Genomic DNA, 26,609 nt, shown 5'->3' with positions numbered 1-26,609 from the left:
GCTACTCGTTCGACACGACGACCAACTGGTCGAGCACATGCACGGCGCGCCCCTCGTCGATCGTTTGGGCGGCCATGCGCACGCCTTCACTCAGATCTGCAGCTCTGCCGGCGATCACCAGCCCGGCTCCCGCATTCATCAGCACCGTATCGCGATAGGCGCCGGGCTTGCCCTCCAATGTAGCGCGCAGCGCCGATGCGTTGAAGGCGGCATCTCCGCCGCGAAGATCCTCGTGGCGGAACCGCGACAGCCCGACCTGCTCCGGGGTGATCACCATGCTGCGGACCTCGCCGTCGACCAGTTCGGTGACGTGGGTCTCGCCGGTGGTCGTGATCTCGTCGAACCCGTCGCCGTGGGCCACCCAGGCGCGCTCGGTGCCGAGCGCCTTCAGCGTCTCCGCGACCGGCACCAACCATTCGGCCGAGAACACCCCGACCATCTGCCGCCTCACCCCGGCGGGGTTCGAGAGCGGCCCCAAGATGTTGAAGATCGTGCGCGTGCCGAGTTCTGCGCGTACTGGCCCGACATGGCGCATGGCGGGATGATGCGCCGGCGCGAACATGAAGCCCACGCCTGCCTCGCGGATGCAACTCGCGATCGCCTCGGGCGAGAGGTCGATCTTCACGCCGAGTGCCATCAGCACGTCGGCCGCGCCGGTCTGGGACGAGAGGCCGCGGTTGCCGTGCTTGGCGACAGGAACGCCGCTGCCTGCGATGACGAAGGCGGAAGCCGTGGAGATGTTCACGCTGTGCGAATTGTCGCCGCCGGTGCCGACGATGTCGATCGCCTCGGACGGCGCTTCCACGGTCAGCATCTTTTCGCGCATGGTGGCGACCGCGCCAGAGATCTCCGGCACCTTTTCGCCGCGCACGCGCAGCGCCATCAGGAAGGCGCCTATCTGGCCCGGAGTCGCCTCACCGGACATGATGATGTCGAAGGCGTCCTTTGCCTCCTCGAAGGAGAGAACGGCGCCCCCTGCAACCTTTGCGATATAAGATTTCAGCGTGCTCATGGATCAGAACGCCAAAGCCTGGGAGATCGCGTTCCGGTCGACACGCACCTCGTACTCGGTCTGCAGCTTGAGGACCAACTGGTCGAGCAGATCGTCCGCGAGATCGGAGGCATACTGCCTGCGCATGTTCTCGGGCAGCGCGTCAGGCCCCGAGGCGGCGGGCTCGAACACCTCGGTGACCTTGAAGAGGACGCGTGCGTCGCCGGCTGGCGCGGCGAACGAGCCTACGCCGTTCAGGGCGACGCTGAACACGGCGTCGACCCCGTCGCGGCCAAAGTCGGCGTCCTCGGCTTCGCGCTTCAGGCCACGCTTGGTCTGCTTTTCAAGCGTCAGCTCGGCCGCGATCGTTTCCAGGGGCGTCCCGTCCTTCAGGCGCTTTTCCAGTTCGGTGACCTTGTCGGTGAGCCGCCTCTCGGCCTCCGCCTTGGTCCAGTCGGCCGCCACCTTGTCTTTCACTTCATCGAAAGTGCGGTCGCGCGCCGGCGTGATGCCCTCAACCTCGTAGTAGACGTAGCCGTCCTTGCCGCTCGGGATCGCGGCGTTCTCTACGCCCACTTCGCTGTCGAAGGCGGCGCGCAACACCTCGCTGGATTGAGGGATGTCGTTGACCATCGTTCCGTCGGGCCTCTGTCCCGCGCGATCGACTGCGTCGATCGTGGCCACCTTGAGCCTCATCTTCTCCGCAGCCTCGGCCATTGTGGCGCCTCCGGCGCGGGCGTCCTCGTAGCTGTCGTGCACGTCGAGCAGCACCCGGTGCGCTTCGCCCAGCGCCAGATCCTTGCGGATCTCGTCCTTCGCCGCCTCGTAGGGCTTCACCACTTCCGGATTGATCTTGGTGACCCGCACCAGTACCGGCCCGAAGCTACCCTCGACGACCCCGCTCACCTCGTTCTCGTTGAGCGAGAAGGCCGCGTCGGCCACCTTCCTGTCGGGGACATTCTCTTTCGTGAGTTCGCCCAACTGCACATCGGCAAGCGTCTTGCCTTGCTCTTCGATGATCTTCTCGAAGGGGGTTGCGTTCTTCAGCGCCGCCACAGCCGCTTCGGCGGCTTCCTTGCTGGGGAAGACAAGCTGTTGGATCGCGCGCGTCTCGGGCGTCGTGAAACGAGCCTTGTTCTTCTCGTAGTCGGCCTTCACCTGATCCTCGGAGACTGCCGCCGCATCGGCGATGTCCTCGGCGTTGAGCCTGACATAGCTGATCTTGCGGTATTCCGGCGCGGCATACTGCTTCTTGTGCTCCTCGAACCAGCCCGAGAGCACGTCATCGGACGGCGGCTCGACCGGCTCCACCACGCTCCGGGGAATGGTCAGGTATTCTGCGGTACGGTCCTCGCCCTGGTAGAGCGCCACGGCGCGCAGCAGCGCGTCGGGCGCCTTGATCCCGTCCGCAACTGCCTCGACGATCTGCTGGCGCACGGCGACCTGCGCCCGGCTGTTCAGATAGTCCTCCGGCCGCATGCCGATCTGCCGCAACACGTAATCGAAGCGCTGGCGGTCGAAACCCCCGTCGGGACCCTGGAAGGCGGGATCCTGCGCGGTCAGCACAGCAAGCCGGTCCTTCGACAGGCCGAGGCCGAGCTTGCGCGCCTGCTCGTCGAGTACCGCACCCGAAACGAGTTGGCCCAGCACCTGATTGTCCACCCCGAGCGAGGTCGCCTGTTCGCGGGTCAGTCGCTGGCCGAACCGTTGCGACAGGAGATTGATCTGACGGTCATAGGCCAGCCGATACTCCATCGGGGAGACGGACGTGCCGCCGGCGGTGATCACCTTGTTGCCGCCAAGCCCGCTGTGGAGCTGCCCGGAGATGCCCCAGACCGCGAAGCTGACGACCAGCAGTAGAAGCAGGAGTTTGGCGATCCAGGTGCCGGCCGCTTTTCGCAAAGAGTCGAGCATCACAAGTCCGTTGCAGGCGATTAGTGCGGGAAATCCCGTTCAAGAACGGCAATAGCGCCCTTGGCCGCAAGTGTCGATTGCTTTGTCGATTGATTTTGGTACGGGGGGACGCCGCCACAGGAGATGCTCATGACTGCCGCCATTCGCCCGCTCGTTGCAGGAAACTGGAAGATGAACGGGACGGCCGAGTCCCTGGTCGAGCTCAGGTTGATCGGCCGCGGCTTTATGGGCGGGCTGGAACTGGCGGCCGACGCGGTCGTCTGCGTGCCTGCGACGCTGATCACCCGTGCCTGCGCCGCGATCGAGGGCAATCCCGTGCGCATCGGCGGGCAGGACTGCCATGCATTCGAAAGCGGTGCCCACACTGGCGACATCTCTGCCGAGATGCTGAAGGACGCCGGCGCGACCCACGTCATAGTCGGCCATTCCGAGCGCCGGATCGATCATGGCGAAAGCGACGCCGAGGTGAATGCCAAGGCGGAGGCTGCCTGGCGCGCCGGGCTCTGCGCCATCGTCTGCATCGGGGAGACGAGGGATCAGCGCGAGCGCGGAGAGACGAATGCGGTGCTGTCGCGCCAGATCGAAGGCTCGATCGCCGCGGCGGCTTCTCCGGCGAACACCATCGTCGCGTATGAGCCGGTCTGGGCGATCGGGACGGGGCTGACGCCGAGCCCCGCCGACGTGGCGAATGCCCATGCCCACATCCGCTCCGAGCTCGAGCGCCGCATCGGCTCGGAAGCGGCCCGCATGCGCATTCTCTACGGTGGATCGGTGAAGCCCTCCAACGCCGCCGAGTTGCTGTCGATCGCCAATGTCAACGGCGCGTTGATTGGCGGCGCCAGCCTCAAGGCCAAGGATTTCCTGAGCATCGCCGACGCCTATCGGACGTTTTGACATTCTCCGGCCGCGAGTCCGCTCGAACGCGTGGCGGGCAAATTCTTGCCCGCTACGACGGCTTCAACTTACATAACCCGGTCGTGGCTTTGGGCGAGCGAGGACGGTTGCAGTCGGATCGGTGTCCTTGGCTCATCCGTTCGTGATATTTCCATTAACAAAAGTTAATGCATGCGTGTAAGTATCTCCTAGGGTGGGCTTGGGGGGACGGCATGTGAGAGCGCGTAGCAGCCCGGACGTAATAGCGACCGTCTTGAAGGAATGTCGGAAGGGGCAGGTGCTTTCCCTTGCTGATGCGGTCCGAAGCGTCCGGTCGATCATCCCGCATTGCGAACTCTTGGATAGCGAACTTGCTGAACTGATCGCTTGCCGCGCTCTCAAGGACGGCATCCGGGCGATCGACTGGGACATGCGACCGCCACCGCTGGAGCTGGAAATCATCCAGCCGCCAAGGCTCGGTCCCTCGACGTTGCCGGAACAGTCTTGCGTAGCGCAGGCGGAAACCACATCGATCGACCTCGTGAGCTTCCTGCCTGAATTGATCTACTCGGCACGAATGAGGACGCAAAGCCAGCGCGATGCCGAGTGCCTCATCGAGCAGACCCTGAGAGTAGCCCTGGCGAGACTTGCAGGGAATGAGATCGACCGCTTCTTCAAGGATTGGCTTCTTGATTTCGTGAGACAGGAAGCGGCTGCTGGTCCACATCATGTCCATTAGCCGGTGACGAGAATAGGAAGCCGCCGCTGCTTGGTCCAGGTACGAGATCATAGTTGCGACGTTTCACCATTTCTCTTGCGCCTCCCCACTTGCTCCCCATATGCGGGAGACTTGGAAATCCAGCCAAAGCCATGTAATGAGCCGCCCGGCAGGGCGAGCCCGCCCGAATTCCCGCCGGAGAAGTCATGCAAACCGTCGTCATCGTCATCCATCTGATGATCGTGCTCGCCCTCGTGGGCGTCGTGCTCCTGCAGCGATCGGAGGGCGGGGGGCTCGGCATCGGCGGTGGCTCCGGCTTCATGACCGCCCGTGGTGCCGCCAATGCGCTGACTCGAGCGACTGCGATCCTGGCTGCCGCCTTCTTCGCCACATCGCTTGGTCTGTCGCTGATGGCGCGCTACGGCGAGCGTCCGCTCGATATTCTAGACCGCGTGCCGACGCAGCAGGGCCAGGGCTCCGGCGTGCTCGACCAACTCGGCGGCTCCGATACGCCGCCCCCGGCTGCACCAGCCAGCCAAGCCCCCGCGGTGCCCACTGATGAGGCTCCCGCAGCGCCTGCCGGCCAGGCTCCGGCGCCGGCCGCTCCTGCTGGCGAGACGTCGCCGGCTTCGGAGGCGGCCCCGGCCGAGTCGGCACCCGCTACGCCTCCCTCGGATGGTGGCGCTGCCACAACCCCGAGCGGCGGCGAGGCGCCTGCGCCGGCTGCTCCCGCCCAGGTTCCAAATCAGTAACCATATTCTGTGCCCGTTCGGTCACAGTCGGCTAAATGCTGACTAGACCGAGCGGAATCGCTGTCGACCGAGCAGGGGCGCCGCTTGAGCGGCGCCCCTGCTGCGCATATAAATCGCTTTGAACGGCGGCCGCGGGATTGGGGTGTCGCGGAGAATTGCTCCGCTGCGGCTGTCGCATTCATCTTTCGGGATCGACAAGAAATGTACTCTCGCAGTCTCATACTGATGGGCCTTTGCGCGGCCCTTGGAGTGGCGACGCCTGCCGTTGCGGAAGTCGCCAAGCCGCAGAAATCCGTCCTCTTTCCCTCCAAGTCCAAGCAAGCGGACGAGCCGAAGGCCGCGGCCGAGAAGCAGACCAAGAAGTCTGCTTCGAAGTCCTCCCAGAAGAAGGGCAAGGAGGAAGTCGCCAAGCTGACCCCTGAGGAGAAGGCGAAGCTCAAGGCCGAGGCGGCCGAGAAGGCGCGGCAGGCGAAGCTGCTGGCGCTGCGCGCCAAGGCCAAGGCTGACGCCGAAGCCCGCCGTGAGGCTGCCCGCGGGAAGAGCCAGTCGGTCGAGGTGGCGGAAGACGACCCCCAGCCCAACAAGAAGGGGGCGAAGCTCTTCACTTTGGCCAGCGCGGGTTCGGCTCCCGCATCGCTCACCACGGCGGCCGTTCCGGTCACCGGCCTCACCAAGGAGCGCGTCGCCGCGCAGCAAGCGGCACGGGTCGGCGCCGACGAGGTCCTGCGGGCCGGCAACAATGGTGAACTGCGCAGCGGCGACGTTGCGACCCGCAACGCGGGCTTCCTGCAAATCCTCTTCGGCGACGAGCCGGCGACCACCGCCTCCCTGCTGCCCGAGACGCGCGCGCTGGACACGGTGCTGGACAAGAAGAAGAAATTCCGCCTGAAGCCGGAATACGAGATGCAGGTGGTCGAGTTCTCCGGGTATCCACGCGGCACGATCGTGATCGATACCGCCAACCACTTCCTTTACCTGGTCGAGTCCTCCAATCGCGCCCGCCGCTACGGCATTGCGGTTGGACGCGACGGCTTGCAGTACAAGGGCACGGTGGCGGTCGGCGACAAGCAGGAATGGCCGCGCTGGATCCCGACCAAGGAGATGCAGCAGCGCGAGCCCGCCAAATACGCCCGCTATGCGGAAGGCATGCCCGGCGGTGGCGAGAACCCGCTCGGCGCGCGTGCGATCTATCTCTATCAGGGCAAGCAGGACACGCATCTGCGCATCCACGGCACCATCGCGCCGCAGTCGATCGGCACCAATTCGTCCAACGGCTGCTTCCGCATGGTCAACGAGCACGTCATCGACCTGTATAACCGGGTGAGGATGGGTATGCCTGTCGTCGTGCTCTAGAGCCCGATCCGGAACGATTCCTGGGGCCGGCGGTCGCGCCGGCCCTTTTCATTTGCCCGCTCGGCTCCACCTCACGCCACGTAAGGTCGGGACGACGTTTTTTGACTAGCGGAATCATTCCGCGCAAAGTAAGCGATAATTCCCATGGCGCGATACGTATTCATCACCGGCGGCGTGGTCTCCTCACTCGGCAAAGGCATAGCGGCAGCGGCTCTCGGAGCGCTCCTGCAGGCGCGTGGCTACCGCGTCAGGATCAAGAAACTCGATCCCTATCTCAACGTCGATCCGGGGACGATGAGCCCGTACCAGCACGGCGAGGTTTTCGTCACCGACGACGGCGCCGAGACCGACCTCGACCTCGGCCATTACGAGCGCTTCACCGGCCGCTCCGCCAACCAGTCCGACAACATCACCACCGGCCGCATCTACAAGAACATCATCGAGCGCGAGCGCCGCGGCGACTATCTGGGCGCGACCGTGCAGGTGATCCCGCACGTCACCGACGAGATCAAGAACTTCGTCCTCGACGGCAACGAGGACTACGACTTCGTGCTCTGCGAGATCGGCGGCACGGTGGGCGACATCGAGGCGATGCCCTTCCTCGAGGCGATCCGCCAACTCGGCAACGACCTGCCGAGGAACGGCGCTGTCTACGTGCATCTGACCCTGATGCCCTACATCCCCACCGCCGGGGAACTGAAGACGAAGCCCACGCAGCATTCGGTGAAGGAATTGCGCGAGATCGGCATCGCGCCCGACATCCTCTTGGTGCGCGCCGACCGTCCGATTCCGAATGAGGAGCGTCGGAAACTCTCGCTCTTCTGCAACGTGCGCGAGAGCGCCGTCATCCAGGCGCTGGACGTCGGCCACATCTATGACGTGCCAATGGCCTACCATAAGGAAGGTCTGGACGGAGAAGTGCTCGCCGCCTTCGGCATCGAGCCCGCGCCAAAACCGCGCATGGAGGCCTGGCAGGACGTTGCGCGACGCATCCACAACCCGGAAGGCGAGGTCACCATCGCGGTGGTCGGCAAGTACACCGGGCTGAAGGACGCCTACAAGTCGCTCATTGAGGCGCTCTCCCACGGCGGACTCGCCAACAATGTGCGGGTGAAACTGGATTGGATCGAGAGCGAGATCTTCGAGAAGGAGGATCCCGCGCCCTTCCTGGAGAAGGTGCACGGCATCCTCGTGCCCGGCGGGTTCGGCGAGCGCGGCTCCGAAGGCAAGATCCTCGCCGCCAAGTTCGCGCGTGAGCGAAAAGTGCCGTATTTCGGCATCTGCTTCGGCATGCAGATGGCCTGCATCGAGGCAGCCCGTTCGCTCGCGGGCATCGAGGGAGCATCCTCCACCGAGTTCGGCCCGGCCAAGGAGCCGGTGGTCGGCCTGATGACCGAATGGCTGCGCGGCAACATGCTGGAGAAGCGCATGGCAGCGGGCGATCTCGGCGGGACCATGCGGCTCGGCGCCTATGAGGCGCGGCTTCAGTCCGGCTCGCGGATTGCCGAGATCTACGGCGACACCACGATCTCCGAGCGCCACCGCCATCGCTACGAGGTCAACATTGACTACAAGCAGCGGCTGGAGGAGTGCGGCCTGGTGTTCGCCGGCATGTCGCCCGACGGCGTGCTACCCGAGACTGTTGAATATCCAGACCATCCCTGGTTCATCGGCGTGCAGTATCACCCGGAATTGAAGAGCCGCCCGCTCGAGCCGCACCCGCTCTTCGCCTCCTTCATCGCCGCAGCGATCGAACAGAGCCGGCTGGTCTAGCGCCGCCTGGAGCGCGGGCGCCTCACCCTCGCCCTTGAGGGGGCGAGGAGCGGTCCGCGAAGCGGACGAAAAGCCAGCGACCTGGCTTTTCGAGTGACGACCGCCCGGAGCCAAAGCGTAGAGCGAGGAAGCGAAGCGGATCGGGGAGGGGGCGCTCGATTGAGAGGCGCGACGCCATTTTCCCTCCAAGGCTGCACAAGAAGACTCCGACGCGGCCGCAATGTCCCCCTCTGGCCCTTCGGGCCATCTCCCCTTCAAGGGCGGAGAGGGCGCGCGTTCCGCTTCGCATTCTTGTGAGCCTGCAGACACAGCACAGATCGGGCAGTGCTGGGTTCACGCAACCTGCCATTGATCCCGGTCAATGACTTTCGCCGGAACCCGTCCCACTCTGGCCGCATTGAGCCATCGGCTCACCACCACCCTTACGAACCACCACCCTTACGAACGCAGAACTCTCGAGTTTCAACGGCTGAGGAGTGACGATGATGACACGCGTCAAGATGTTGGCGGGTATTGCGACGGTCGGACTGATGGTGGCGCTGCCGGCGGCGCCAAGCTTCGCGCAGAGCGATGCGCCCGTCATAATGGCCCAGCAGGGCGGGCCTCAGGGCCAAATTAGCCCCGATCAAATGCGCGACATGATTCGCCAGGCAGTCCGCGAGATGATGATGCAGCGTATGCAGGAGCAGGGAGGGCCGGAAGAGCCCGGAGGCGAGATGATGGGGCAGAGAGGCGGGATGATGCGCGAAAGGCTGCGCGAACGGGCCGCCGAGATGCGGGAGGAGGGCGACCGGGGCGGCTGGCGCGGTCACATGCGCGGGCACAGGCACGGCCCGCCGTGGATGATGAGGGGCGTCGGCCTGAAGATCTTTTTCGCCGTCATGGATTCCAATGGGGACGGCCGGCTGACACTGGACGAGATCAACGATTTCCATGCCCGCATCTTCAGGGCGATGGACAAGGATCAGAAGGGCTACCTAACGGAAGAGGACATCAGAGAGTTCTTCATCGACAGCCGCGGCGGTGGCGGTGGCGGGGGCGGCGACTACGACGAGGAGTAGCGGCCGGCCACGCGCCGGTGCCCGGGCGCCAGTTTCCCTCCCCCTTGGGGGGAGGGTGGCGCTGAAGCCGCGGGGGGAGTTATCATCCGGCAGCGCCGACGACGTGGCTTTATTCGTGGAGCCCGATTCTAAGGCTGAAATATAACCGGCTTGCCACGGTGATTGTCGTGGGTGGCAACCGGTGAATAAACAGATGCGCACTGATCGCGTCGTGAAGTCTAAAATCTAGCCTCATGCAGATGCATTGCCGGCATGGTCCCGAAACGACTCGGTGTCGACCACGCGACATGGCTGAATCCTTCGAGACTCGGCAGTATTCACAAGGACAGAAAGCATCGATTCATGCCTGGTGCTTGTGATTGGCGAGGTGCCCTCTCGTCAAAACTGGGCGACGATATAGATTGCTAAAATTTTATCGACGGCATTCCGGCTTCCTTAAATTGATCAGCGGTAATTAGGCGGATCGGGGGTACTAACGCTGTGTGAGAAGAATGAGCGATACGCTGCGCCGCTTTCTCCAGAATGCAAAAGGAAATGTCGCCGTCACTTTCGTTTTGGCCAGCTTGCCGCTGATGGCGGCGGTCGGGGGCGCCATCGACTATTTCGACGCGGCGAACAAGGCCTCGGCACTTCAGAACGCCGTGGACACCGCCGCACTGGCGGCCGCGCAAGCCCATATGGATGGTAAGTCGGCCAGCCAGATCAGCCAAGCCGGGCAGGACTTCCTCAGCAGCAACTCCGCGGGGCTTGGCCTTGGCCTGAACAGTTGGACGATCACCGGGACGGCGATCGATGCCTCCCTGCCGATCTGGTCACAGTTCTCCAAGGGCGGGCTTGGCACGGCCGAGTTCGTCATGGCGGAAGCAGAAATCATTCATAAGCCCATCCTGAGGTTTGCGGGCAACTGGGACATCAATCGCCGCGCGATTGTGCGCGTGTCCAAGGGCAAGCCGGCCTGCGTGCTTGCGCTCGATCCCACCGCGTCGGCGGCTATCAAGGTCCAGGGCTCGACCCAGAATGCCTTCGTCGGTTGCGTCGTGGCGACGAACTCGACGTCGGAGAGCGCCTTCTCTCGTGGCGGATCTGCGATCCTGGAGTCGGAGTGCATCATCTCCTCGGGAGGAGTTGCGGGGCTTCCATCGCCCAGCGTGAAGACCGCGTGCGAGGCGCCGCTGGTGAAGCAGCCGCCCACGCCCGACCCGCTGCGTAACGTGAGCCCTCCCAACTACACGGCGTGCGAGAAGGTGCCGAACTCCAACACGTATACGCTCTCCCCGGGAGCCTCCCCGATGACCTTCTGCAACGAAAAGCTGAAGGGCGAGATCACGATGAACCCGGGCACCTATATCCTGCGCGGCGGCAGCGTTGATCTGGGCGGCAACGGCAAGCTGACCGGAAATGGCGTCACCATATTCCTAATGGAAGGCGCCAAGTTCTCGATCGGGGCGAACCAGACCGTGAACCTGTCGCCGCCCACCACCGGCCCCTATGCCGGGATCGCCGTCTATCAGGCTAAGGGCAACACCAACACGGTGAGCTTCCTAGGCACCGCCGGCTCGCGCGTCTCTGGCTTCATCTACGCGCCGGACGCCCATATCATCTACGCCGGCAACAATGCCATGGGGACGCCGGATTGCCTGCGCCTGGTCGGCAAGACCATCGAACTGACCGGCAACTCCAACGTCGGCAGCAATTGTACTGCTCAGCTTGGCGGCCGGGAGATGTACGCTGGCCGGTCCGTGGCTATGGTCCGCTAGCGCGGTCGCAATGACCCCTCTGGCCCTTTGGCCAAAGAGCCCCCTCAAAGGGCGGAGAGAGGCGTCCAGCCTGGTTCCTGGTCCTCCGCCCTTGCAGGAGACGGAGGGGAGAAGAGACCCGTCGATGCCACCAAACACCCGCTATACGGGGGCGGTCTGTCGTGCAAATATCACCTGTCAAGCAAAACACGGGGGGTTCGCAGGAAGAGACTGATCCATCCAAAGGAGGAACCACATGGCCAGTTGGCGTCCTGATCCTTCATTTTATCCATCCCCCAGAATGGCCGCCAAGGCGCCGCACGAGACCTTGGCCTATGTCGCCAGCTTCGATCCTGATCGCACCACGCCCGACGCGATCGCCGTGGTCGACCTCAATCCGAAATCTTCCACCTATTCGCAGATCGTCGGCCGGACCGAGATGCCGAACACCGGCGACGAACTGCACCACTTCGGCTGGAACGCCTGTTCCTCGTGCCTGTGCCCCAATGCGCCGCATCCGCACATGGAGCGCCGCTATCTCGTCGTGCCGGGGCTAAGGTCGTCGCGGCTTCACATCGTCGACACCAAGTCGGACCCCAGGAACCCCGAGATCGTCAAGGTCATCGAGCCGGAGGAGATTGCCGAAAGAGCCGGCTATTCGCGACTGCACACGGTACATTGCGGGCCCGAGGGCATCTACGTCAACGCGCTTGGTGATGCGGAGGGCAATGCGCCCGGCGGCATCTTCCTGCTCGACCCCGAGAGCTTCGAGGTTCTCGGGCAATGGGAAATCGATCGCGGTCCGCAAAAGCTCGCCTATGACTTCTGGTGGCACCTCGGCCACGACACCATGGTGACGAGCGAGTGGGGCACTGCCGACACCTTCGAGAACGGCCTGGTCCCGGAGGTCCTCCTCGGCAGCAAGTACGGCCGCCGGCTGCATTTCTGGGATCTGCAGAAGCGCAAGCATCTGCAGGAGATCGATCTCGGCGAGGAGCACCAACTCGTGTTCGAACTCAGGCCCGCACATGATCCGACCAAGGCCTACGGTTTCGTCGGCTGCGTCGTCAGCCTCAAGGACCTGTCGGCCTCGATCTGGACCTGGTACCGCAACGGAAGCCAGTGGGCGGTGAAGAAGGTGATCGAGATCCCGGCCGAGCCCGCTGATCCTGACCTCTTGCCGCCGGTACTGAAGGGTTTTGGTGCGGTTGCCCCGCTGGTGACCGACATCGACCTGTCGATGGACGACCGCTTCCTCTACGTGTCCTGCTGGGGCACCGGCGACATGATCCAGTACGACGTGTCCGACCCGTTCAAGCCGCTTGAGACGGGCCGGGTGCGGATCGGCGGCATCGTCTCGCGCGCGACGCATCCCGGCGCAAGGAACGGTGCGCTTAGAGGCGGGCCGCAGATGGTCGAGATCAGCCGCGACGGCAAGCGCGTCTACTTCACCAACTCCCTCTATGGAGCCATCGACCAGCAATTCTATCCGGAAGGGATCGACGGCTGGATGGTGAAGCTCGACGTTGGCGAGAATGGAGGCATCGCCTTCGACGAAAAGTTCTTCGTCGACTGGCCGAAGGGCCATCGGCCCCACCAGGTGCGGCTGGAGGGAGGCGACTGCTCGTCGGATTCCTACTGCTATCCGTGATGCCGACCAGGGCGGAGGCGGCCAGCCGGGCGCAATGATGTCCGTTTCGCCCTGGCTGGTGCTTGCGGGCCTCGGCGCTTTCCACGGCGTCAATCCCGCGATGGGCTGGCTGTTCGCGGTCGCGCTCGGCCTGCATCGCAAGAGCCGCGCGGTCGTCGTGCGCTCGCTCCTTCCGATTGCGATCGGGCATGCCGTCTCGATCGCCATCGTGGCGGCGACGGTGTTGCTGCTCGGCCTTGTCGTCGATGAGCGCCTGCTGGAGATTGCGGCCGGCCTGCTGCTGATAGGTTGGGCGGCCTACCACGCCGCCTATGGCCACCGTCATCGTGTCCGCGTCGGTATGACCACGGGAATGGTCGGGCTGGGCGCCTGGTCGTTCCTAATGGCCACCGCTCATGGCGCGGGCCTGATGCTGGTGCCCGTGCTCATCCCGCTCTGCCTCGCCGCTACGCCCGCTCGGGAACTCACGGCTTCCGGTTCGCTGCCAGTCGTGTTCGCTGCGATCGGGACGCATATGGCGGCGATGCTGGCGGTGATCCTCGTCATCTCGGTTTCCGTTTACGAGTGGGTCGGCCTTTCGAATCTGCGCCGGGGCTGGATCAATTTCGATCTCATCTGGATCGCGGCCCTCGTGGTCACCGGCATCATACTGATCGCCTGAATGTGGGCGCTTGCTACACGCTTGAGTACTCAACCGCGGCTCGGCGGATTGCCTTTTCGCCCGCTTTGGCTAAGACGATCGCGATCTCAAACAATCCACGGAAGAGGGCAGCCCATGACCGCGATCGTCGACATCATTGCGCGCGAAATTCTCGACAGCCGCGGCAACCCGACCGTCGAGGTCGACGTGGTGCTGGAGGACGGCTCGATGGGCCGCGCCGCCGTCCCGTCCGGCGCCTCTACCGGCGCGCACGAAGCGGTCGAACTGCGCGACGGCGGTCCGCGCTATCTCGGCAAGGGTGTGGAACGCGCTGTCGAGGCCGTCAACGGCGAGATCTTCGAGGCGATCGGCGGCATGGAGGCCGAGAATCAGGCGGCGATCGACGCCACCATGATCGAGCTCGACGGCACGCCGAACAAGGGCCGCCTCGGCGCCAACGCGATCCTCGGCGTTTCGCTCGCCGTCGCCAAGGCCGCCGCGGAGGCTGCCGACCTGCCGCTCTACCGCTATGTCGGCGGCGTCAATGCGCGCGTCCTTCCAGTACCGATGATGAACATCGTCAATGGCGGCGCCCATGCCGACAATCCGATCGACTTCCAGGAGTTCATGGTGATGCCGGTCGGCGCGCCGAGCCTCAAGGAAGCGGTGCGCTGGGGATCCGAGATATTCCACACGCTGAAGAAGGGCCTCAAGGAAGCCGGGCACAACACCAATGTCGGCGACGAGGGCGGCTTTGCGCCGAATCTCAAGAGCGCCCAGGCCGCACTCGACTTCGTCATGAACTCGATCGAGAAGGCCGGCTTCAAGCCGGGTGACGAGGTGGCGCTGGCACTCGACTGCGCCGCCACCGAATTCTTCAAGGACGGCAACTACGTCTACGAAGGCGAGCGGAAGACGCGCGATCCAAAGACGCAGGCGAAGTACCTGGCGAAGCTCGCGGCCGACTATCCGATCATCTCGATCGAGGACGGCATGGCCGAGGACGACTGGGAAGGCTGGAAGACGCTCACCGACCTGATCGGCGGCAAGGTCCAACTCGTCGGCGACGACCTCTTCGTCACCAACACCGCCCGACTGCGCGACGGCATCAAGATGGGCGTGGCGAACTCCATCCTGGTCAAGGTCAATCAGATCGGCTCGCTGTCGGAAACGCTGGACGCGGTCGAGACCGCGCACAAGGCGGGCTACACCGCGGTGATGTCGCACCGGTCCGGCGAGACGGAAGATTCGACCATCGCCGACCTCGCGGTCGCCACCAACTGCGGGCAGATCAAGACCGGCTCGCTCGCCCGTTCCGACCGCACAGCGAAATACAACCAGCTTATCCGCATCGAGGAGGAACTGGGCAAGCAGGCGCGCTATGCGGGCAAAGGGATTCTCAAGGCCTGACAGCGACTTCGCCGGCCCTGTAACCGGCTGTTAAGCACAATCGGGCGAGATGATCCGGCTTAGAGGATTCGCCCGATGTGGACACGCCAGCACCGCCCTCGCAAGACCGGCCGCCTGATCGTGCCGGCCGTTGCCGCCGTCGTGCTCTCCTATTTCGGCTATCATGTCTACCACGGCGAATTCGGCATCGATTCGAAGGCGCAGCTTCGCGAGCGCGCCGTGGTGCTTCAGGCCGAGTTGGACAAGGTTCGCGTCCAGCGTACCGATCTTGAGGGGCGGGTGCGGATGCTGCGCGACGGCACCATCGACAAGGACATGCTGGACGAGCAGGCGCGCCGCGCGCTCAATCTCTCGCATCCCGACGAAGTGACGATCATGCTGCGATCAGGTGGTTAACTCAATTCAAGTTAACAACAAAAAGCCTAGCGAAAACAGCACATTAACAGAAATCATCTTCATCTACTTTCATGCCTGCCATGCATTTTGCGCATGGCCCTGTCCAAAGCCGCATGCTAGCCTAGCTAATCATCGGAGCCAGTCGGCCCACCATGTCCGGCAAGAGACAGTTCGAGGGAGTGAGTTCATGGCGCAGGCCGCCGCCCGCAAAGCGTCCGCCAAATCCAAGGCGGACGGCAAAGCCCAAGGTCTGACCACGCCAAAGCCGGCGGAGTTCAGCAAGGAAGAAGAGCTTTCCGCCTATCGCAGCATGCTTCTGATCCGCCGCTTCGAGGAGAAGGCGGGCCAACTCTACGGCATGGGCTTCATCGGCGGCTTCTGCCATCTCTATATCGGCCAGGAGGCCGTCGTCACCGGCCTGAAGATGGCGATGGTGGAAGGCGACCAGATGATCACCGCCTACCGCGATCACGGCCACATGCTGGCGATGGACATGTCGCCGCGCGGGGTGATGGCGGAACTGACCGGACGCCGCGGGGGCTACTCCAAGGGCAAGGGCGGCTCCATGCACATGTTCTCCAAGGAGAAGAATTTCTATGGCGGCCACGGCATCGTCGGTGCGCAGGTGTCGCTCGGCACTGGCCTCGGCTTCGCCAACCGCTACCGGGAAAACGGCGCCGTGTCGCTGACCTTCTTTGGTGACGGCGCCGCCAACCAGGGCCAAGTCTACGAGAGCTTCAACATGGCCTCGCTGTGGAAGCTGCCGGTCGTCTACATCATCGAGAACAACCGCTACGCCATGGGCACCTCGGTCGCGCGCTCGTCCGCCGAGACCGACTTCTCCCATCGCGGCGTGTCTTTCCGCATCCCGGGCATCCAGGTCGACGGCATGGACGTGCGCGCCGTGAAGGCGGCGGGCGAGATGGCGCTCGACTATTCGCGCTCCGGCAATGGGCCGATCATCCTGGAGATGATGACCTACAGGTACCGTGGCCATTCGATGTCCGACCCGGCGAAATACCGCACCAAGGAAGAGGTGCAGAAGATGCGCTCCGAGCACGATCCGATCGAGCAGGTGAGGGCGCGCGTGCTGGAGAAGAAGTGGGCCAGCGAGGACGAGTTGAAGGCGATCGACAAGGAGGTGCGCGACATCGTCGCCGACTCGGCAGATTTCGCCCAGACCGATCCGGAGCCGGATCCGTCCGAGTTGTGGACGGACGTGGTGCACTGAGAAGGGAACGGACATGCCGATCGAGATTCTCATGCCCGCCCTCTCGCCCACCATGGAAGAGGGCAACCTTGCCAAATGGCTGAAGAACGAGGGCGACAAGATCGCGCCGGGTGATGTGATCGCCGAGATCGAGACCGACAAGGCGACGATGGAGGTCGAGGCCGTCGACGAGGGCACGCTCGGGAAGATCCTCATCCCGGCAGGCAGTGAAGGGGTGAAGGTGAACACGCCAATCGCGATGCTCCTGCAGGACGGCGAGAGCGCCGGCGACCTCGGCAAGGGAGGCGATGCATCGAACGCCGCTGCCGCTTCGGTTGCCGAGAAAGCGAATGATTCCGAGACCCCGAGGCAGGCTGCCGACGATGCCGGCGGCAAGGTGCGCGAATCGAGGGAAGAACCAAGCGCGAAGACCGAGACCGCGAAAGCTCCGGCCGCCCCGAAAGCCGCAGCCGTATCCGACCCGGACATACCTGCCGGGACGGAAATGGTCACGATCACCGTTCGCGAGGCGCTGCGGGACGCCATGGCCGAGGAGATGCGCCGCGATCCGGAGGTCTTCATCATGGGCGAGGAGGTCGCGGAGTACCAGGGCGCCTACAAGATCACCCAGGGGCTTCTGCAGGAGTTCGGCGCCAGGCGCGTCGTCGACACGCCGATCACTGAGCACGGCTTTGCCGGCGTCGGCGTCGGTGCGGCGATGGCCGGGTTGAAGCCGATCGTCGAGTTCATGACCTTCAACTTCGCCATGCAGGCGATCGACCAGATCGTCAATTCGGCGGCGAAGACGCTCTATATGTCCGGTGGCCAGATGGGCGCGCCGATCGTCTTCCGCGGCCCGAACGGCGCGGCTGCGCGCGTCGCCGCGCAGCACAGCCAGGACTATGCCGCCTGGTACAGCCATATCCCGGGGCTGAAGGTCATACAGCCCTATACGGCCGCCGACGCCAAGGGCCTGCTCAAGGCGGCGATCCGCGACCGCAATCCGGTGATCTTCCTCGAGAACGAGATCCTCTACGGCCAGTCCTTCGAGGTTCCCAAGCTCGACGATTTCGTCCTGCCGATCGGGAAGGCGCGTGTCCACAAGGCCGGCAAGGACGTGACGCTCGTCTCCTTCGGCATCGGCATGACCTATCTGGCCAAGGCCGAGCCGGAATTGGCCAAGCTCGGAATCGACGCGGAGATCATCGATCTCAGGACGATCCGGCCGATGGACCTGGAGACGGTGATCGAGTCCGTCAAGAAGACAAACCGGCTGGTCGTCGTCGAAGAAGGCTTTCCGCAGTCGTCGGTAGGCGACTTCATCGCCAACCAAGTCTCGCAGCGGGCGTTCGACTATCTCGACGCGCCGGTGATCACGATCGCCGGCAAGGATGTGCCGATGCCTTATGCGGCCAACCTCGAGAAGCTCGCTCTGCCGAATGTGGCGGAAGTGGTTGAGGCCGTGAAGGCAGTGACGTATCGGGGGTGAGGCATGGCGCTGTTCGGGAGGAAGGCGTCGCCGGCGGCTCCCTCGTCCGAGCGCGCGCCATTCATCCAGTGCTTCAGGACTGAGGACGACGGCCTGGTCGTGCGGATCGATCCTGCGCAGGTCGAGTTGCCTGCCCATGCCGGCATCATGGTGGTCGACATCGCTCGCCACCTTGCCCGCGCGATGGCACAGTATGGAAGTGCCTGCTCCGAGCACGAGGCGATGTCCGAAATCGTCCGGCTGATGCGGGCGGAGCTTGACGACCCGACCGATCTCGGCTCGGGTTCGATCGTGAACTGAAGGCGCGGCTGGAGGACGACGGCGCCATGGCGGAGCAAGGCAAGAAGACTGCGACGTATGCCGACCTCGAGGCGGTGCCGCCGCATCTCGTCGCCGAGATCATCGACGGCGAGTTGATGACGCATCCAAGGCCGTCGTTCAGGCACGGCGGGACGGCGAGCGCGCTGAATATTCGGCTCGGCAATGCCTTCCAATTTGGGGGTGCGGGCGGTCCAGGGGGATGGATTTTCGTCGCCGAGCCTGAACTTAAATTGGGCAGTCAAATCCTTGTGCCCGACATTGCTGCATGGCGGCGTGATCGCCTGACGACCTATCCGAAAACCAACTATGTCGAGACTGTCCCCGACTGGGTCTGCGAAGTTCTATCCGCTTCAACGGAGCGGCGCGACCGAACGGTGAAGATGCGGATCTACGCGGAGGCCGGGGTTCCATATCTCTGGATTATCGACCCTCGCCAGCAGATTCTGGAAACCTTCGAACTGCTCGAGGGGCGCTGGACAAAATTCGGAGCCTGGAACTCCGACGATCAGGTCCGAGCCCCGCCATTCGACGCCATTTCCTTCTCGCTCGCCGATCTTTGGCCTCTCGACAGGCCGCTCGGCTTCAATGAAGACCCCCAGGCCCTCTACGCCGGAGATCGATAGCATGCCCATCAACATCACCATGCCGGCCCTGTCGCCCACGATGGAGGAGGGCAACCTCGCCAAGTGGCTGGTCAAGGAAGGCGATAAGGTCGCGCCCGGTGACGTCATCGCCGAGATCGAGACCGATAAGGCGACGATGGAGGTCGAGGCGGTCGACGAAGGCACAGTGGCCAAGATCGTCGTGCCGGCCGGTACCGAGGGCGTGAAGGTCAATGCCGTCATCGCAGTGCTCGCGGGCGAGGGCGAGGATGCCGGGGCTGCTGCCAAGACGCAAAGTCCGGCGCCAATGTCTGCCTCCACGGCGGCGGGGTCTGGCAAGCCGACACAGGAGGGCGCTCTTGCGTCCTCATTTCCGCAAAAGGGCAACGGCCAATCAACAAGTGAGCGTCAATCGCTGCCCCCCTCTGGCGTGCCGGCCATCTCCCCCTCAAATGGGGAAATCAGCCAATCGCCGAACGGCGCACGCGCCTTCGCCTCGCCGCTCGCACGCCGCATCGCCAAGGAGGCCGGCATCGACCTTTCGGCCGTCCAGGGCTCCGGCCCGCATGGCCGAATCGTCAAGGCCGATGTCGAGGCCGCTGCGAGCGGTGGCGTGCAACCTGCTGCAAGGGCGCCGATGCATGCCCCGGCCGCCCAGCCGGCTGCGCCTGCTGTAGCGAAGACTTCGGATGAGGCGGTGCTGAAACTGTTCGAGGAGGGCAGCTATGAACTCGTCCCTCACGACAATATGCGCAAGACCATCGCCCGGCGGCTGGTTGAGGCGAAGAGCACGATCCCGCATTTTTACCTGACGCTCGACTGCGAGCTCGACGCGCTTCTGAAGCTGCGGAGCGACCTCAACGCGGCCGCCCCGATCAAGAAGACCGACAATGGCGAGCAGCCTGCCTACAAGCTGTCGGTTAACGACATGATTATCAAGGCGATGGCGCTGGCGCTGATGGAAGTGCCGGACGCCAATGCTTCGTGGACCGAGAGCGCGACGGTAAAGCACCGTCACGCCGACGTCGGCGTAGCGGTGTCCATCCCCGGCGGACTGATCACGCCGATCGTGCGCAAGGCCGAGCAGAAGACGCTGTCGGTGATCTCCAACGAGATGAAGGATCTTGCCGCGCGCGCCCGCAACCGCAAGCTCAAGCCGGAAGAGTATCAGGGCGGCACGACAGCCGTCTCAAATCTTGGTATGTTCGGCATCAAGGATTTTTCGGCCGTCATTAATCCGCCGCACGCGACAATCCTCGCGGTAGGGGCGGGCGAGCAGCGGCCGGTGGTCAGGAACGGCGAGATCAAGGTCGCGACGATTATGTCGGTGACCCTTTCGACGGACCACAGGGTGGTCGATGGTGCGCTCGGCGCGGAACTGTTGGGCGCGTTCAAGCGCATCGTGGAGAATCCGTTCGCAATGCTGGTGTAACTTCACTGATCCCATGCCAGGAGGCTGAAATGGCTACGGCTGAACAGGTTCAGAGACTGAAGTCGTCGTGGATATGGCTTGCAATCCTGGGAGTGATTTCTTTGGTCGGGGGCGTGTTCGCGCTGTTCAACCCCTTCGCTGCGACTTTCGCCGCCGTCCTTCTCGCAGGTTGGACTTTCCTGCTATTCGGTATCCTGCAGGTCATCCAGGCATTCAGCATCGGTGCGTGGTCGGGCTTTCTCTGGGCGTTGCTGCTCGGCGTACTCACGGCGGCCGTGGGTGTCTCGCTCCTCTACAACCCGCTGGCCGGCGCGCTCACACTCACCTTGGTGGTGGCCATCCTTTTCCTGGTGCTGGGCGTCGTGAAGATCATGTACGCCATCTCGCTGAGGCCGGTGAAAGGATGGGGCTGGGTGATCCTTTCGGGCGCGATCTCGCTGCTGCTCGGGGTGCTGATCCTCGCCGACTATCCGGTTTCCGCGGCGTCGATCCTCGGCATCCTACTGGCTGTCGAGCTCATCTCGAACGGGATTTCCCTGCTGCTCATCACGTTCGGGCTGCGCAGCACCTGAACGCGCTTCGACTTTCTTGGGGGGACAAGGCTTGAAGAACATACTGTGCTACGGCGACTCGCTGACTTGGGGCTACAATGCGGACGGACCGTCGCGGCATCGGCTGGAGGACCGCTGGCCGAGCGTGCTGCAGGCGGAGCTCGGGTCGGCGGCCCATGTCATCGCGGACGGGCTGAACGGGCGCACGACGGCCTATGACGACGGTCTTGCAGGCGAGGACCGGAACGGCGCCCGGACGTTGCCGTTGGTCCTGGGCACCCATTCGCCGCTCGATCTGGTCATCATCATGCTGGGCGCCAACGACATGAAGCCCTGGATCCATGGCAATGCCTTCGTTTCGAAAAACGGCATGAAGCGGCTTGCGCAGATCGTTCGGACCCATCCCTACCAACTGGATGCGCCCGCGCCAAAACTCATCATCGTCTCGCCTCCGCCGGTCACGCCGACTAACGACGCCGAGTTCGCAGCGGCATTCGCCGGGGCAATTGAGGCTTCCGTCCATCTGGCGCGTCACTACACGGCGCTTGCCGAGGAGATCGGCTGCGGCTTCTTCGATGCGGGCAGCGTGGCGCGGACGACGCCTCTGGACGGCATCCATCTCGACGCGGAGAACACGCGCGCCATCGGGCAGGGGATAGCGCCGCTGGTTCGAGCCACCCTGGCACTGTGACCCGGGCAACTGCGCGCCGATCCGATTTCAGCGACATCACCGAGGAGCTAACGTGGCGAATTCCTACGACGTCATCGTCATCGGCGCCGGACCCGGCGGCTATGTAGCGGCGATCCGTGCCGCCCAACTCGGCCTCAAGACGGCCATTGTGGAGCGCGAGCATCTGGCCGGCATCTGCTCGAACTGGGGCTGTATTCCGACCAAGGCGCTGCTGCGGTCGGCGGAGATTTTCCAGTACGCCCAGCACTTCAAGAACTTCGGCCTGAAGCTCGAAGGCAGCGTCGCCCCGGATCTGAAGGCGATCGTCGACCGCTCACGTGGCATCGCCGTGCGCATGAACAACGGCGTCGGCTTCCTGATGAAGAAGAACAAGGTCGACGTCATTTGGGGTGAGGCGAAGTTCACCAAGCCGAATGAGATCGTCGTCTCCAGCACCTCGAAGAAGCCGATGGAGCCGCAGGGGCCGATTCCGAAAAATGCGTTGGGCGAGGGCACCTACACGGCCAAGCATATCATCATCGCCACCGGTGCGCGGCCGCGCGCTCTGCCTGGCATCGAGCCGGACGGCAAGCTCATCTGGACTTATTTCGAGGCGATGGTTCCGCCGGAAATGCCGAAATCGCTGGTGGTCATCGGGTCGGGTGCCATCGGCATCGAGTTCGCGTCCTTCTACCGCAGCATGGGCGTCGACGTGACTGTGGTCGAGCTACTGCCACAGGTCATGCCGGTCGAGGATGCCGAGATCTCGGCCTTCGCCAAGAAGCAGTTCGAGAAGCAGGGGATGAAGTTCCTGCTCGAGGCAAAGGTCACCAAGGTCGACAAGTCTGCGGACTCAGTGACGGCCCATGTCGAGACGAAGGACGGCAAGGTCCAGAAGATCACCGCGGATCGGTTAATCTCGGCGGTCGGTGTGCAGGCCAATGTCGAAGGGCTCGGGCTGGAGGCGCTCGGCGTCGAACTCGACCGCGGCGTCATCGCGATCGACGGCTACGGCCGCACGACTGTGCCGGGCGTCTACGCGATCGGCGACGTCGCCGGGCCGCCGATGCTCGCCCACAAGGCAGAGCATGAGGGCGTGGTCTGCGTCGAGAAAATCGCTGGGCTGCCCAATATCCACCCGCTCGACAAGCTTAAGGTCCCTGGCTGCACCTATTGCAGCCCGCAGGTGGCGTCGGTTGGCCTTACCGAGGCGAAGGCCAGGGAAGCAGGCTACGAGGTGCGGGTCGGAAAGTTCCCGTTCACAGCCAACGGCAAGGCGGTCGCGCTCGGCGAGGATCAGGGTCTCGCCAAGACGATCTTCGACGCAAAGACGGGCCAGCTCTTGGGCGCGCATCTTGTCGGGCCGGAGGTCACCGAACTGATCCAGGGTTTTGTCGTCGCCATGAACCTGGAGACCACCGAGGAAGAGCTGATGCACACAATCTTCCCGCACCCAACGCTTTCGGAGACTATGAAGGAGAGCGTGCTCGACGCCTACGGCCGGGTGCTGAACGCCTGAATGGGGTGGGTCTGAAAGGACCCGGGGGCTCGGCACGTTTGGTGCGTCCTTCGAGGCTCGCGCACGAACGCCTTACGAGCAACTTCGATGGCGAAGAGCGCTCGCACCTCAGGATGAAGGAGGTTTGTGCTGCCCCTCATCCCCCTGCCGGGACCTTCTCTCCGCACGCGGGGAGAAGGATGACGGCCGCAACGCGGACGCACATTGGACCCGCGCCTCTACAGTGCTAGAACAGCCCGAATCCCTTGCCTCTGCCCCGGAGTTCCATGACCTCGAGAACCTGCCTCTCCATTATCCTTGCCGCGGGTGAGGGTACGCGGATGAAAAGCAGCACGCCGAAGGTGCTGCACAAGATCGCTGGCCTTCCAATGCTCGCTCACGTCTTCCGCGCGGCTGATGAAGCCGGTGCGGACAGCATTGCGGTCGTGGTGGGGCATGAAGGCGATGCTGTGAGGGCGGCCGCGGCCAAGTACTCGTCCCACGCTGAAGTGTTCGTGCAGGAGCGCCGGCTGGGGACCGCGCATGCGGTGCTCGCCGCACGCGAAGCGATCGCGCGCGGCTACCAGGACGTGCTGATCATGTTCGGCGACACGCCGCTGGTCGATGCAGGCTCGTTGCTGGTGGCGCGCGGCCGGCTTGCGGAAGGCAATGCCGTTTCCGTGGTCGGCTTCCGCACCGATGCGCCCACCGGCTACGGTCGCCTGATCGAGGAAAACGGTCAGCTTCAGGCGATCAGGGAAGAGAAAGATTGTTCTCCGGCCGAAAGGCTCATCACGTTCTGCAATAGCGGCTTGATGGCGATTTCCGGCGAGCATGTTTTGGCGCTACTGGATCAGGTGGGTAGCGACAACGCCAAGGGCGAATTCTATCTGACCGACATCGTCGAGATCGCGCGAAAAGCCGGGCTCAAGGTGGCGGCGACCGAAGCTCCGTTCGAAAGCACGCTCGGCGTGAACACGCTGGTCGAGCTTGCGGAAGCCGAGGCGATCTGGCAGCGCCGCCGCCGTCGCGAGGTGATGCTCGCCGGTGTGACGCTGCTTGCGCCGGAGACGGTCTTCTTCTCGCACGACACCGAGGTCGGCGCCGACGCACTGATTGAGCCGAATGTCTTTTTCGGGCCCGGTGTCAGCGTCGGACAGGGCGCCATCATCCACGCCTTCAGCCACGTTGAGGGCGCGGAGGTCGGGCCGCGGGCCGAGATCGGGCCCTTCGCGCGGCTGCGGCCCGGCGCCGATATCGGCGAGAAGGCCAAGGTCGGCAACTTCTGCGAGATCAAGAAGGCGGCGGTGGAGCCCGGCGCCAAGGTCAACCACCTGACCTATATCGGCGATGCGCGGATCGGAGCCGGATCGAATATCGGCGCGGGTACGATCACCTGCAACTATGACGGCTTCGGAAAACATTATACCGACATTGGCAGGGACGTCTTCGTCGGCTCCAACACCGCCTTGGTCGCCCCTGTTTCGATTGGGGACCGGGCCAATATCGCAGCCGGCAGCGTGATCACCGACAACGTCCCGGCAGATGGGCTCGCCTTCGGCAGGGCGCGGCAGAAGACCTTGCCGGAATACGCGCCGAGGCTGAGGGCGCGCCTTTCTTCGGCCAAGAAGCAGCGGGACGCGGCGGAGTAGAAGGCGCTAGAAGCGGCAGGGCCGTCGCAGACCTTTCGGCTGCAATCTTCGTATACTGAATTTGATTTTGGGTGGTTTGCTTGAACCGCCTATGGGTGCATCTTGGAATGCCCGGAAGAGGTCAGGGGGTGGGAGATGTGTGGCATCGTAGCGATCGTGGGCCAGTCGTCGGTCGCGCCCCTCATCGTGGACGCGCTCAAGCGGCTCGAATACCGGGGATATGACTCGGCCGGCGTAGCCACCCTTGAGAAAGGCCGGCTCGGCCGCCGGCGCGCGGAAGGCAAGCTCGTCAATCTCGAGCGCAAGCTGCAGGCCGAACCGCTCGGCGGCAGCATAGGCATCGGCCATACCCGCTGGGCAACCCACGGGGTCCCGAACGAGACCAATGCGCATCCGCATTTCTCGGAGGGCGTGGCGATCGTCCACAACGGCATCATCGAAAACTTTGCCGAATTGCGCGAGGAACTGATCGCCGACGGCTACACGTTCTCGTCGCAGACCGACACCGAAGTCGTCGCGCATCTGATCGCGCGCGAGACGGCGCTGGGCAAGGACCCGGTCGCGGCAACCCACGGCGCATTGAAGCGGCTGCGTGGAGCCTTCGCCATCGCGGTCATGTTCGAGAAGGACGAGGACCTCATCATCGGCGCCCGCAATGGTCCGCCACTCGCGGTCGGTCATGGCGAGGGCGAGATGTTCCTGGGCTCCGACGCGACCGCACTGGCGCCGTTCACCGATTCGATCACCTACATGGAAGATGGCGATTGGGCGGTCGTGCGGCGCAATGGTTTTGTCGTCTACGACATGGAAGGCCGCGAGGTGCAGCGCGAGCGGCAGACCTCGCTCGGCGTCAACCTGATGGTCGACAAGGGCAACCATCGGCATTTCATGGAGAAGGAGATCCATGAGCAGCCGGAGGTCATCGCTCATACGCTGTCGAACTATCTCGACTTCAACTCCGGGACGACGCGGGCGCTCGACCTGCCTTTCGACTGGAAGGCTCTGGATCGCCTGGCGGTCTCGGCATGCGGCACCGCCTATCTGAGCGGGCTCGTGGGCAAGTACTGGTTCGAACGGCTCGCGCGCCTGCCGGTCGATATCGATATCGCTTCAGAATTCCGCTATCGCGAGATGCCGCTCTCGAAGGACAGCGCGGCACTCTTCATCTCGCAATCGGGGGAGACGGCCGACACGCTGGCCTCGCTGCGCTATTGCCGCAGGGAGGGACTCCCAATCGGTGCGGTCGTCAATGTGAGAGGCTCCACGATCGCCCGCGAATCCGACGTCACGCTACCGACGCTGGCCGGGCCGGAGATCGGCGTCGCCTCGACCAAGGCCTTCACCTGCCAGCTCTCGGTCCTCGCATCGCTCGCCGTACGGGCAGGCGTGGAGCGCGGGACGATCTCGCCGGAACGGGAGAAGGAACTGGTTCGCGAGCTTGCCGAAACGCCTCGGTTCGCCAGTCAGGCCTTGAAGCTCGCGCCGCAGATCGAGAAGGTGGCGCGCGAACTCTCCAATTACCGTCACGTACTCTATCTCGGCCGCGACACCAATTTCCCGCTCGCCATGGAAGGCGCACTCAAGCTCAAGGAAATCTCCTACATTCATGCCGAGGGCTATGCCGCAGGCGAACTGAAGCACGGGCCGATCGCCCTCATCGACGCAACCATGCCGGTGATCGTAATTGCGCCGCACGACCACATCTTCGAGAAGACGGTCTCGAACATGCAAGAGGTCGCGGCTCGCGGCGGCAAGGTCATCCTGATCACGGACGAGAAGGGCGCCAAGAACGCCACGATCAATACGCTGGAAACGATCGTGCTGCCCGACACCCCGGAGATCATCGCGCCGATCATCTATGCGCTGCCGATCCAAATGCTCGCCTACTATACGGCGGTGGTGATGGGCACGGATGT

23 protein-coding genes are annotated in these 26,609 nt (G+C 63.9%); 21 read left to right on the top strand and 2 right to left on the bottom strand.

What is annotated here, in order from left to right; genetic code table 11:
• Position 1 precedes the first annotated feature (1 nt).
• Positions 2–1,012, bottom strand: coding sequence for an anthranilate phosphoribosyltransferase (trpD, locus tag HUI96_RS22230; RefSeq protein WP_188256898.1), 1,011 nt, complete (start codon positions 1,010–1,012; stop codon positions 2–4).
• A gap of 3 nt (positions 1,013–1,015) precedes the next feature.
• Positions 1,016–2,905 carry a SurA N-terminal domain-containing protein gene (locus HUI96_RS22225; protein ID WP_188256897.1) on the bottom strand — a complete coding sequence of 630 codons (1,890 nt, stop codon included), beginning with the start codon at positions 2,903–2,905 and terminating at the stop codon, positions 1,016–1,018.
• 129 nt (positions 2,906–3,034) lie between these two features.
• On the opposite strand from HUI96_RS22225, the gene tpiA reads away from it, so the two are divergent.
• The 21 genes from tpiA to glmS form a co-directional block, all read left to right on the top strand.
• On the top strand, positions 3,035–3,799 hold the full coding sequence (gene tpiA / locus HUI96_RS22220) for a triose-phosphate isomerase (protein ID WP_188256896.1): 765 nt from the start codon (positions 3,035–3,037) through the stop codon (positions 3,797–3,799).
• A 277-nt stretch (positions 3,800–4,076) separates the two neighbouring features.
• Positions 4,077–4,517 carry a hypothetical protein gene (locus tag HUI96_RS22215; protein ID WP_188256895.1) on the top strand — a complete coding sequence of 147 codons (441 nt, stop codon included), beginning with the start codon at positions 4,077–4,079 and terminating at the stop codon, positions 4,515–4,517.
• Positions 4,518–4,702: 185 nt separating this feature from the next.
• Positions 4,703–5,248: a preprotein translocase subunit SecG gene (gene secG, locus HUI96_RS22210; protein WP_188256894.1), complete on the top strand. Its 546-nt coding sequence runs from the start codon at positions 4,703–4,705 to the stop codon at positions 5,246–5,248.
• A 201-nt stretch (positions 5,249–5,449) separates the two neighbouring features.
• Entirely contained in the window at positions 5,450–6,601 is a 1,152-nt protein-coding gene (locus HUI96_RS22205; protein ID WP_188256893.1) for a L,D-transpeptidase, read from the top strand.
• A gap of 144 nt (positions 6,602–6,745) precedes the next feature.
• Positions 6,746–8,374: a CTP synthase gene (locus HUI96_RS22200; protein ID WP_188256892.1), complete on the top strand. Its 1,629-nt coding sequence runs from the start codon at positions 6,746–6,748 to the stop codon at positions 8,372–8,374.
• A gap of 482 nt (positions 8,375–8,856) precedes the next feature.
• Entirely contained in the window at positions 8,857–9,435 is a 579-nt protein-coding gene (locus HUI96_RS22195; RefSeq protein WP_188256891.1) for an EF-hand domain-containing protein, read from the top strand.
• Between the two features lie 491 nt (positions 9,436–9,926).
• Positions 9,927–11,192: a TadE/TadG family type IV pilus assembly protein gene (locus tag HUI96_RS22190; RefSeq protein ID WP_188256890.1), complete on the top strand. Its 1,266-nt coding sequence runs from the start codon at positions 9,927–9,929 to the stop codon at positions 11,190–11,192.
• Between the two features lie 235 nt (positions 11,193–11,427).
• Positions 11,428–12,822 (top strand): selenium-binding family protein, encoded by a 1,395-nt coding sequence (locus tag HUI96_RS22185; protein ID WP_188256889.1) that lies wholly within the window; start codon positions 11,428–11,430, stop codon positions 12,820–12,822.
• Between the two features lie 34 nt (positions 12,823–12,856).
• On the top strand, positions 12,857–13,483 hold the full coding sequence (locus HUI96_RS22180) for a hypothetical protein (protein WP_188256888.1): 627 nt from the start codon (positions 12,857–12,859) through the stop codon (positions 13,481–13,483).
• A 114-nt stretch (positions 13,484–13,597) separates the two neighbouring features.
• Positions 13,598–14,872, top strand: a complete 1,275-nt coding sequence (eno, locus tag HUI96_RS22175; RefSeq protein WP_188256887.1) for a phosphopyruvate hydratase — start codon at positions 13,598–13,600, stop codon at positions 14,870–14,872.
• Positions 14,873–14,947: 75 nt separating this feature from the next.
• The gene (locus HUI96_RS22170; protein ID WP_188256886.1) at positions 14,948–15,268 is read left to right on the top strand and encodes an FtsB family cell division protein; all 321 of its coding nucleotides are present in this window, start codon (positions 14,948–14,950) and stop codon (positions 15,266–15,268) included.
• Positions 15,269–15,455: 187 nt separating this feature from the next.
• Positions 15,456–16,499 (top strand): pyruvate dehydrogenase (acetyl-transferring) E1 component subunit alpha, encoded by a 1,044-nt coding sequence (gene pdhA / locus HUI96_RS22165; RefSeq protein ID WP_188256885.1) that lies wholly within the window; start codon positions 15,456–15,458, stop codon positions 16,497–16,499.
• Positions 16,500–16,512: 13 nt separating this feature from the next.
• Positions 16,513–17,967, top strand: coding sequence for a pyruvate dehydrogenase complex E1 component subunit beta (locus tag HUI96_RS22160; protein WP_188256884.1), 1,455 nt, complete (start codon positions 16,513–16,515; stop codon positions 17,965–17,967).
• Positions 17,968–17,970: 3 nt separating this feature from the next.
• The gene (locus HUI96_RS22155; protein ID WP_188256883.1) at positions 17,971–18,267 is read left to right on the top strand and encodes a DUF5076 domain-containing protein; all 297 of its coding nucleotides are present in this window, start codon (positions 17,971–17,973) and stop codon (positions 18,265–18,267) included.
• 26 nt (positions 18,268–18,293) lie between these two features.
• A complete protein-coding gene (locus tag HUI96_RS22150) occupies positions 18,294–18,911 on the top strand; it encodes a Uma2 family endonuclease (protein WP_188256882.1) in 618 nt (205 codons plus the stop codon).
• 1 nt (position 18,912) lies between these two features.
• Entirely contained in the window at positions 18,913–20,322 is a 1,410-nt protein-coding gene (locus HUI96_RS22145) for a pyruvate dehydrogenase complex dihydrolipoamide acetyltransferase (RefSeq protein WP_188256881.1), read from the top strand.
• A gap of 29 nt (positions 20,323–20,351) precedes the next feature.
• On the top strand, positions 20,352–20,894 hold the full coding sequence (locus HUI96_RS22140; protein WP_188256880.1) for an HdeD family acid-resistance protein: 543 nt from the start codon (positions 20,352–20,354) through the stop codon (positions 20,892–20,894).
• A 31-nt stretch (positions 20,895–20,925) separates the two neighbouring features.
• A complete protein-coding gene (locus HUI96_RS22135; RefSeq protein ID WP_188256879.1) occupies positions 20,926–21,564 on the top strand; it encodes an SGNH/GDSL hydrolase family protein in 639 nt (212 codons plus the stop codon).
• A 52-nt stretch (positions 21,565–21,616) separates the two neighbouring features.
• Positions 21,617–23,062 (top strand): dihydrolipoyl dehydrogenase, encoded by a 1,446-nt coding sequence (gene lpdA, locus HUI96_RS22130; RefSeq protein WP_188256878.1) that lies wholly within the window; start codon positions 21,617–21,619, stop codon positions 23,060–23,062.
• Between the two features lie 266 nt (positions 23,063–23,328).
• The gene (gene glmU / locus HUI96_RS22125; RefSeq protein ID WP_188256877.1) at positions 23,329–24,693 is read left to right on the top strand and encodes a bifunctional UDP-N-acetylglucosamine diphosphorylase/glucosamine-1-phosphate N-acetyltransferase GlmU; all 1,365 of its coding nucleotides are present in this window, start codon (positions 23,329–23,331) and stop codon (positions 24,691–24,693) included.
• A 135-nt stretch (positions 24,694–24,828) separates the two neighbouring features.
• Positions 24,829–26,609, top strand: a 1,781-nt coding sequence (glmS, locus tag HUI96_RS22120; protein ID WP_188257012.1) for a glutamine--fructose-6-phosphate transaminase (isomerizing), incomplete at its 3' end; no start/stop codon positions are given.

The organism is Pseudaminobacter soli (ex Zhang et al. 2022) (assembly GCF_014595955.1).
GTDB lineage: Bacteria > Pseudomonadota > Alphaproteobacteria > Rhizobiales > Rhizobiaceae > Kumtagia > Kumtagia pseudosoli.
This window is presented reverse-complemented; position numbering and strand designations above follow the sequence as displayed.